This window comes from Pseudoalteromonas sp. GCY, from assembly GCF_016695175.1.
Lineage (GTDB): Bacteria > Pseudomonadota > Gammaproteobacteria > Enterobacterales > Alteromonadaceae > Pseudoalteromonas.
Genome location: NZ_CP068023.1, coordinates 4,172,335 through 4,181,162 on the forward strand (window position 1 = coordinate 4,172,335; position 8,828 = coordinate 4,181,162).

Sequence of the window (8,828 nt, forward strand, 5' to 3'; positions counted from 1 at the left end):
TAACGCTGTGCTGCACTTTCTTCAATACCGCTTCGATCCAAATGTCTCGTGTCTATATCGTGATGCTGAGCAAGTGCCACTGAGGCCGAGAGTCGCGCAGCTGTTGGCTTATTTTTTAGCCCATCCAAATCAAATTGTTACACGTGAAACATTGCTCAGTACGTTGTGGCAACACGGTGAGTTTAGAGAAGCTGCACTAACACAAAGTATCACTGAGCTAAGACAAGCCCTCAAAGATAACGCCCAGCAACCCACCTTTATTAAAACCATACCACAGCAAGGTTATCAGTGGATTTGTCCTGTTGAGAGCCGCACATTTACCACATTCAAACTCACTACAACAATGAAAGCGATGCTTGTCGTTGGCGCTATTGCGTTAAGTGGAGTCGCAGCGAGTGTTTACCTCGTTTCTAGCTCAGTACCCGTTGTCACTCGTATACAAGCTGAGCAAGACTCGTTAATCATTGTGCCTATGGTGAATGAGACGGGTGTGCAAGCCAATGCGTGGTGGGGTTATGCGCTTGAAGCAGCATTGAGACAACATTTACAGTCTCATTATCAATTAGTACCGCGAAGTCAATATCCTGAGCTTGCAGAGAATAGTGCGATTAATCAGCTCACGCTTTCACTAAAGCCGATACAACAGCGTTTTTTACTCAGTGTTACTTATGGAGATAAGCAAAGCGAGATAATTGTTGAACAGTTAGATGAGAGCTTTGAAGCGATTGCAACAGAGGTTATTGCGCAGTTAGCGCTAGATATTGACACTAAAACCGCCAAAAAATCATCCTTAAATCTAGCAATGAATGACTATTACCGCGGTGTACAAGCATTAAATGAACAGGGACCTCAACTGGCAAAGGCATATTTTGAGGCGGCTGTGGCACAGATGCCGGAACATCTAGAAAGTCAGTTGGAGCTTGCGCAAATTTGTTGGCAGCTCGGTGATATTGATTCTGCCACACGTCGATTCGAACAGGTTTCACTAAGTTCAGCTTCAATCGCGACTCGTGCTCGCTACCACCTCTATTACGGAGAGTTTTTCAAGGCACAAGGCTTACATCAGCAAGCGTTGCAGCAAGCTCAACTTGCCCTCGATGCTGCTGAGCAAAGCCAGCAAGTTGAATTGATTGCGATGGCATATCAACTCAAAGCAGATGCTTTTTGGGTGTTACAGCGTTGGGATGAATACCAGCAAGCGATGAGTTCAGCGCATGTTTTGATAGGCAGTCGATCGTTTGCCTATAGCGAAGCACAGCGGAGTTTCTATCTTGCCAATCCACCAGCGGCTGGTCCCGCTGAAAAAACGTTACTGAACTTAGAGAAGAGTAAACCTGTGCTCGCGCAAGCCATTGCCTATTATGAGCAAACAGAGCAGACCATGAATCTAATAAAAGCTTTGTTTGCTTATGGTCAAAATTACTTAGTGCCAGTGGTTGAAAGTGAGCCTAGTTTATTAAAAGCCCTCGCTTTGGCTCAGAAAAATGGATATCGCTATTTAGAAAAGCAAATACTCACTTACCTAGGATTCTACTATATTCAGCTACATCAGGGAGAAAAGGCGCTACGGTATTTAAAAGACATTAACGGCGAGCCGCGTTTTATTCCAAGCTATGAGCAACAGCAATTGCTGATTGGCATGGCGCATATGGATATCGCATTGCAAACGGGTGATACGGATGCAATGCAAAGTGCAATTACGCAATATCAAATGCTGTTAGAAAGCGATTATATTTCTTCGGTGACGCGTGCCAACGTTAAATTGTTACTGGGTTGGACCTGGATCAAAGCGGGCAAGCTCGAATTAGCAGAGCCGTTGACGATTGAAGCAATGCAAGACTATCAAACGTTACAGCTACAAGAAGTTGAGATCTATGCGCTCTATACGCAAATGTATATCCACCTTTTGAGAAACGAGCCTCAACAAGCGCTTGAGATCATTACTGCACATCAACATACCAATTCACACCTCTTGTTGCTTTACGGTGTTGTTGCGGCTGATATGTTAAAAGAAGAAGCGCTGCAAAAACGCTTTTCAGATAAATTGGCCGGACTCGGAAACAGCCAATTATTACAGCAACAGTTGCTGCAAATACGCCAGCAAAGCAGCATCGATAAGCATTTTATAGCTGAACTTATCGATGCCCCTTACAGCGTCTATTGTCAGAGTAAATGGACGATAAATTAGGCTCTAGTCTATGTTGGGTGGCTGATTACCGCGATAAACGACTTCACCATGTTTGTCTTGTACCACCCAGTAAGGTAGCTCTCTAATCTCAAACTGGCTAAATACTTCGTTGTGGTGATCGAACACAATATCGTGTTTGACCTCAAAGCGTTGTTGGTAGTCTCGAGCACTTTGTTCTTCCACATAAAAGGGCTTAATCACAGTAACGACCGGATACGCACTCGAGTCAGCGAGTTGATTGTTTTGCTTTATTCTCATTTCACAGGCAGGAATATGTTGAAACGGACACAAACTATCGCTGAAAAATAACACTCTGTATTGACTGTTTATAGTCGCTATCGAAAATGGTGTACCTGTGAGTGTTTGCAACGGGATCCGTGTTTCTTTCTCTGTGCTTGGTGCACTGTTAGTCGTCAACAACTCTCGTTTGATAACTTTGTCGTCTTTAACGACAACACGAGCAGGTGTTTGCCTTACTGCAAAGCGTTGCATCAACTGGTTTTGCTTATCAATGGCTAACTCAGCATAGCTTGGGTAGGCCGTTTTAAACTGCGCTAAGCTTGCCTCATCAATATTAATATCGGGCTGTAGCAATCTCCTTGGTGCTAGTGGCGTTGGTAGAGTCGTGGGCTGTACATACTCATCCCAAATATTAATAAACACATACTCTTGCGTGTTAGCGTGCGCAAACACGCTGAAACACACTGCGGCGAACATAAGTAGGGCTTTAATTGATGACATTAGTTTGCTCCTTGGAGTGTGCTCAGATGTTGTTGCAGCTCATCTGTAAACAATGCGCTGCGATAGATTTCTTTGCCGTTTTCATCAATGAGGATATGTTGTGGCGTGCCTAACACTTGAAACTGCTGAGTTATCTTGCCATTACCATCAAATACCGTTGGAAATTGGTAATCATGTTTATCAAGGTAAGCTTGCACGCCTTTTTTTGACTGATTGAAGCCGATATTGACGGCGATAACCTGATAGTGGTTATTGGCTTGCTGAAAGCTTTGCTCAAGCAGTGGCATTTCTTCCACACAGTAGGAGCACCACGTTGCCCAAAACTTCAAGTAAGTGACTTTGCCTTGGCTGGTTATGGTATTGTTTGCAAGCGTATTGGCGGTAAGTACGGGATAGTCCTTTGCTGCAGACATTGTGCTGAGTAACATAAAGAGTGAATAAAATATGATTTTTTTCATGGTGGTTCCTTTGCGTTTTATAGCCAACTTTTGCCAGCTTGAATAAGAAAATATTGCGCCATCGCGACTAAGATAAGTGCGGTTGCTGTAGTGATGTGATTTAGCCAAGCTCCAGAGCTTGGTAATGTACGCAAAAAGCGCGTACTTAGGCCTGCTAGCAGTAATAGGGTGCTCATACCGAGCGCAAAACTAAACAGCAGCGCGCCTCCTAATAGAGGTTGCTGGGCATTAGCAACGAAGAGCAATAAGCCGCCTAAAATTGGAGACGTACAGGGAGCCGCAACAAGAGCGCTGGCCATGCCCATTAGAAGAGGTACTGGTGAGCCTGTTGCAATCGTATTTGGCAAGCGTGGCAGAGAGATTAAGCCTTTTGATACCGCAGCAAAGTAGAGTAATAGATTGGCAAAAATAAGCAGCACCCAAGGGTCTGTTGCTACTTGGCCAAAGAAGCTACCGGTTAATGCTGCAATAAATCCAAGCGCGGCGTACACCGCTGCAAAGCCTAGTGCATACCAGATTGGGGCAAGGCGAATATGGCGTTGTTGGCTAAGAGTTGCAACAGTTATGGGAAGTATGGGATATACGCAGGGCGTAAAGCTGGTGAGTACACCGACTAAGAGTGCAATAGGCACTAACCACCAATCAGTTTCGGCACTGGAGAGTGCCTGTAGTAAAGTAGATTCAAGCATCGTCTTCTCTTCGCATTTTTAACTGCAAAAGAGCATGACGGATAGCCCAGATTTGACCTATCAAATCGTCATAAAATCGCTATCAAATTTTATCAAGTGATTGTTTTTTCTTATTTTATTTTTTTTTGTTGATACAAATGTTGTTTTAAAGTAAATTTTTCAAACCTGTTTTGGGTACAGCGAGTTGATTTATAAAGGAAATGTAATGAAAAAATTAGAAAGTAAGAAAATACCTAATAGTCTTTTGAAAAAAATTAGTGGCGGCGATTGCTACTATAATGATAAAAGATATTCTGATGGCGCTAAAATATTTCATCCAGATGGAAGTAGTCAGCAATGCATGGGCGGTTCTTGGAGCTAACTCGTAGAGTTTATATAAATCTCTTCATAATATAATTGTAGAGGGGTTATGCGTTTGCTAGCTACCTCTATTGCTTATGTAGATAAAAAGTATTTACTTAGGAATTTAATGGTATGAAAAAAGCAGAGTCAAGAACTTTCCACGTGTTAAGTAATTATGAAGTAAAAAAGATCTCTGGTGGAGATTGTTATTATGCGGATGAAAAGTACGCTGAAGGTGAAAAAATAAAACATCCTGATGGTTCTACTCAAACATGCAGTGGTGGATCTTGGGTTTAATTTTAGTAAAAGGAGTGTTAAATGAAGAAACATATTTTTGCAATGGTATTATTAATGCCAATAATTTCTTTTGCCTCGGAGCAAGAAGCCTCTGAATCTAATGGTGACAAAGCACTGAAGGTATATGATTCAACGAAGTTTTGTTATTACGCAGATAAAGAATTTTCTGAAGGTGCAAGGCACTATATCGGTGATGTAGTACAGCGTTGTACTAGGCGAGAAGATAATACACTTTATTGGAAAACACTTTAATTGGGGTTACCTAGTTAGAAATTTTTTCGTAACTAGTTATCGGGCGGTGTCCTGTCTATTTGATAAATACCAAGGTTTCTATACATATTATTATAGTTAATTTGTGGTCTTTATTTACCAATCAATAAAGTGCTCTGCTGTATTTTTTCATGATAGGTTAGAGCTGCTATATTTTTTGATAACGAAATATTTGATGCATTTCATCTTGATAAGATAAGGTAAAAAAATAATTTAGGTAAAGCTAAATTTATACGTAAAGGGAGATATTATGAATAGGCTAACACTAGCGGTTGTATCTGCAGCATATGCGGTATCTGGTTCTGCACTAAGCGGTGAGAATGTAAAACCAGACTACGACCCTACAAAGTATTGTTATTATGCCGATCTGGCATATTCTAAGGGATCGGTAGAAAAGCAGAATAACAAATGGAAAGTCTGTGTTGACGGCGGTCCAAATGGTGAGCTTCGGTGGGTTGATCAGTAACGACAATTTCATATGATGCGCAAATAAAAAACGCCAGCTTCACAGCTGGCGTTTTTTATTCAAGGTGTACGAGCGTTAACCGCGTACTTTCATGCCTTTTTTCTCCATGCCACGGTAGATGATAAGCATCTGAGCGATAGAGATAAGGTTTGAAACTAACCAGTAAAGTACCAGACCTGATGGGAACCAAATAAAGAAGATTGAGAACACGACTGGCATGTAAGTCATCATCTTTTGTTGCATTGGGTCAGTAACTGTCATTGGTTGTAGTTTTTGTGTTAGGAACATACTTGCGCCAAATAGCACAGGTAGTACGTAGTAAGGGTCCATTGATGATAGATCCGTTAGCCACAACATAAACTCAGCATGACGTAGTTCTGTTGATTCGAGGAATACGTAGAACAAGGCTAGGAAGATTGGCATTTGTAGTAATAGTGGGAAACAGCCACCCATTGGGTTCACTTTTTCCTTACGGTACATTTCCATCATCGCTTGGCCGAACTTCTGGCGGTCATCGCCATAACGCTCTTTTAGTGCCTGCATCTTAGGCTGTAGCATACGCATTTTAGCCATTGAGGTGTATTGCGCTTTAGTTAGTGGGTATAACGCCGTTTTCACAATCAAAGTGATAGCAATAATCGCCAGACCCCAGTTACCCAAAATACCGTAAAGGAACTTAAGCAGAGTCAGTAGCGGTTGTGAAATAAACCATAACCAGCCGTAGTCTACTGTGAGATCTAGATCTTCTTGAATTGCTTCAAGCGCTTCTGTGTCTTTAGGACCCATGTAGTACACTGCATGGATAGTTGCCGTGCTGTTTGCTTGAACATTGGTTGGCTCGCTCTTCATACCAACAATACCATTACCATTTCTAAGCGCGGTATAAATTGTATTATTGGTTTGCTGATCTGGCACCCATGCACTGACGAAGTAGTGCTGTAGGAAAGCAACATAGCCGCCTTGGGTATTTTTATTCAGGTTCGCATCCGCCATATCAGAGAAGCTGTATTTCTCATAAGGTTCTTCAGCGGTACCATAGGCTGCGCCTAAGTAGGTCTGATCAACCATGCTGCCTTTATCTTGGCGTGTACGTTTGATTTGTGTGTATAGTTGTACTTGAACAGGTGATGAGGTGGTGTTGTTAACTTGGTATTCTAAGTCAACATCATATTTGCCTGCTTTAAATACATAAGTTTTTGTGTACTGTACGCCTTTCTCATCAGTAAAAGTCAGTGGTACACGTAATGTATCGCCATTAAGCTCATATTGCTGTTGTGCAGACTCATATACTGGGCGACCAGCCTTGTTTGCGTCAGGGCCGTTTAAACCAATTAAACCACTCTGTGAAACATACTGTTTGCCTTCAAATTCACCAAGTAACATGAAAGGCGTGTCGCTGCCATGGGTTTCTGCGTGTTGTAGTAAGTTGGCTTCAACGATGTCACCGCCTTTAGTATCAATTTTTACCGAAAGTACATCGGTAGTGATACTAATGACAGAACGTGTTGCCTGAGTTGCTACAACTGGGACATCGAATTGGCTTGATGCAGGTACATCAGCTTGCTCTTCTGTTGGGGTTGAGTTCGCCACTTGTTGTGTGACGGCACTGGTATCAGCTTGTGGTTGGTTTTGTTCTTGTGTCCACTCTTGGAACAGTAGGAACGAAACCAGCAACAAACCGATAAATAAAAACGTGCGTTGCGATTCCATAACAGCTCTTATTTCTCGTGTTGTTTAACTTTAGTCGACTTCACAGGTACAGGATCATCTCCACCTGCGCTCAAAGGGTGACATTTTAATATGCGTTTAACCGCTAACCAACTCCCTTTTGCAATTCCATGTAAATTAATTGCTTGAATTGCATAACTAGAACAGGTCGGGTTAAAGCGACAATGAGGCCCGAGTAGGGGGCTAATCCATTGTTGATAACCGCGGATCAGCAATATAAGCAGGTGCTTGGGAAGCGAACAAACTGCTTTGAACTGATTTCTGATCTTGCTACGCCCTGAAGTTGAATTCATGGCTTTGTAGATATCAATTTCCTCAATTTACTGCTTCAACCCAAGTGGGCAAAAACAGACTATTTTTCCATTGATATAGCTGATTAAAAGGTGAGCTAACCTTACCTTAATTGGCGTAAAATTACTATGCTAGCAAGGGTAAATGCGCCGTAAAAAGGAAAGGCTAAAGCAGATTATTACTTTTTCGCGTTAGCTTGAGGATTTTTTGAACGCTTATGTTGAGGCTTTGGCTTAAAAGGTGGTTTAGGTGCACCAGGCTTACAACGTTCATTTATTTTGCGCCACATCTTAGTGAGCTGTTTAGTTAGCTCTTCATTAGATTGCTCGTCAACACCGGTTTTGACCATCAACACAATATCGATGTTATCAAGTTTATGACGATTTAATCGAAAGCTTTCTCTGGCAAGTCGTTTGATACGGTTTCGTTGACATGCTTTTTTGCAGCGTTTTTTTGCTACAGTTAAACCGAGTCTTGGATGACCAACATCATTTGGTTTTGCAAGTAGAGTAAAATAAGGCGTAGCAGCGCGAGCTGGCTCTTGAAATATGCGGGAGTAATGCGAGGGAGTTAACAGACGTAACTCCCTGCTAAAGCTAAAGTCTTCCACTAAATATTAAGCAGAAAGTACTTTACGGCCTTTAGCACGACGACGTGCTAATACTTTACGACCGTTCTTAGTCGCCATGCGAGCACGGAAACCGTGAGTGCGCTTGCGCTTAAGTACGCTAGGTTGAAAAGTTCTTTTCATAACAATTCCATCCGATCGGTTAAAAGTTAAAACATCCTATGCAGGTCGCGATCCTGGCACAGGTGCCATTGCGAGCGCGAGATATTAAAGCTGAGCGCGTCTAAAGTCAATCAAAATCTGTTCTCTGTGGCTAAATAATCCACAGTAGGATTTCTTTATCCTTATATATAGACAAAACTTGGCAAAGCTATCGAGCAAACATAGACGATCCACATAAAGTAGGATCAATACGAAATCGATCTGCATAGATCTGATCCGATGGGCGGCATTATAGCATTTAGTAAGAATAGGAAAAGCTCTGGAAAACTAAATTTGATCTTAATTTTGGGGTGAGATCGGGAGAGTTTTTTGCTATGATCTTACTTGTGGGTAAAAAATAAAAACCTTTAAATTTCATGTGTTTATTTTTTTGCTTGGGTGAGATCTTGCTTTTTCTAAATGTCAATATTGAACTTGTGGATAAGATCACTTCATAATACCCCGCTTCCACCAGTGATTTTGTAATAAAAACTAAGTATTTCCGGCGATCCTTTCATTTAGATCTGACTATTTAGATCTGAATGCTCTATTTTTTATTCCCGGGAATCAAAACCTATTGGAGTTCAGA

12 protein-coding genes are annotated in these 8,828 nt (G+C 41.8%); 5 read left to right on the forward strand and 7 right to left on the reverse strand.

Going from position 1 to position 8,828, the window contains the following annotated elements; translation table 11 throughout:
- Positions 1-7: 7 nt before the first annotated feature.
- Positions 8-2,188 (forward strand): winged helix-turn-helix domain-containing protein, encoded by a 2,181-nt coding sequence (locus tag JJQ94_RS23990; protein WP_236596547.1) that lies wholly within the window; start codon positions 8-10, stop codon positions 2,186-2,188.
- A 3-nt stretch (positions 2,189-2,191) separates the two neighbouring features.
- On the opposite strand, the gene JJQ94_RS23995 is transcribed toward JJQ94_RS23990, so the two are convergent.
- Genes JJQ94_RS23995 through JJQ94_RS24005 form a run of 3 tightly spaced genes read right to left on the reverse strand, consistent with a single transcriptional unit; the run spans position 2,192 to position 4,076 of the window.
- Positions 2,192-2,929, reverse strand: coding sequence for a TlpA family protein disulfide reductase (locus JJQ94_RS23995; protein WP_099030042.1), 738 nt, complete (start codon positions 2,927-2,929; stop codon positions 2,192-2,194).
- A complete protein-coding gene (locus JJQ94_RS24000) occupies positions 2,929-3,387 on the reverse strand; it encodes a TlpA family protein disulfide reductase (protein ID WP_099030043.1) in 459 nt (152 codons plus the stop codon). The genes JJQ94_RS23995 and JJQ94_RS24000 overlap by 1 nt, the downstream gene beginning before the upstream one ends.
- Positions 3,388-3,404: 17 nt before the next feature.
- A complete protein-coding gene (locus JJQ94_RS24005) occupies positions 3,405-4,076 on the reverse strand; it encodes a cytochrome c biogenesis protein CcdA (RefSeq protein ID WP_099030044.1) in 672 nt (223 codons plus the stop codon).
- Positions 4,077-4,281: 205 nt separating this feature from the next.
- Between JJQ94_RS24005 and JJQ94_RS24010 the strand changes: the two genes are divergently transcribed.
- The 4 genes from JJQ94_RS24010 to JJQ94_RS24025 all read left to right on the forward strand — a co-directional run bounded on the left by JJQ94_RS24010 (position 4,282) and on the right by JJQ94_RS24025 (position 5,451).
- Positions 4,282-4,437, forward strand: a complete 156-nt coding sequence (locus tag JJQ94_RS24010) for a DUF1496 domain-containing protein (protein ID WP_141557605.1) — start codon at positions 4,282-4,284, stop codon at positions 4,435-4,437.
- 113 nt (positions 4,438-4,550) lie between these two features.
- The gene (locus JJQ94_RS24015; RefSeq protein ID WP_172439925.1) at positions 4,551-4,715 is read left to right on the forward strand and encodes a hypothetical protein; all 165 of its coding nucleotides are present in this window, start codon (positions 4,551-4,553) and stop codon (positions 4,713-4,715) included.
- A 21-nt stretch (positions 4,716-4,736) separates the two neighbouring features.
- Positions 4,737-4,967: a DUF1496 domain-containing protein gene (locus tag JJQ94_RS24020; RefSeq protein ID WP_099030045.1), complete on the forward strand. Its 231-nt coding sequence runs from the start codon at positions 4,737-4,739 to the stop codon at positions 4,965-4,967.
- Positions 4,968-5,235: 268 nt separating this feature from the next.
- Complete coding sequence (locus JJQ94_RS24025) at positions 5,236-5,451, forward strand: DUF1496 domain-containing protein (protein ID WP_099030046.1); 216 nt, start codon at positions 5,236-5,238, stop codon at positions 5,449-5,451.
- Between the two features lie 75 nt (positions 5,452-5,526).
- Here JJQ94_RS24025 and yidC read toward each other — a convergent pair whose 3' ends face one another.
- From yidC to rpmH, 4 genes are all read right to left on the reverse strand, one after another.
- On the reverse strand, positions 5,527-7,161 hold the full coding sequence (gene yidC, locus JJQ94_RS24030; protein WP_099030047.1) for a membrane protein insertase YidC: 1,635 nt from the start codon (positions 7,159-7,161) through the stop codon (positions 5,527-5,529).
- Between the two features lie 8 nt (positions 7,162-7,169).
- Complete coding sequence (yidD, locus tag JJQ94_RS24035; protein ID WP_010604158.1) at positions 7,170-7,472, reverse strand: membrane protein insertion efficiency factor YidD; 303 nt, start codon at positions 7,470-7,472, stop codon at positions 7,170-7,172.
- A gap of 176 nt (positions 7,473-7,648) precedes the next feature.
- Positions 7,649-8,080 carry a ribonuclease P protein component gene (gene rnpA / locus JJQ94_RS24040; RefSeq protein WP_099030048.1) on the reverse strand — a complete coding sequence of 144 codons (432 nt, stop codon included), beginning with the start codon at positions 8,078-8,080 and terminating at the stop codon, positions 7,649-7,651.
- A 6-nt stretch (positions 8,081-8,086) separates the two neighbouring features.
- Complete coding sequence (gene rpmH / locus JJQ94_RS24045; protein WP_010376846.1) at positions 8,087-8,221, reverse strand: 50S ribosomal protein L34; 135 nt, start codon at positions 8,219-8,221, stop codon at positions 8,087-8,089.
- Positions 8,222-8,828 lie beyond the last annotated feature (607 nt).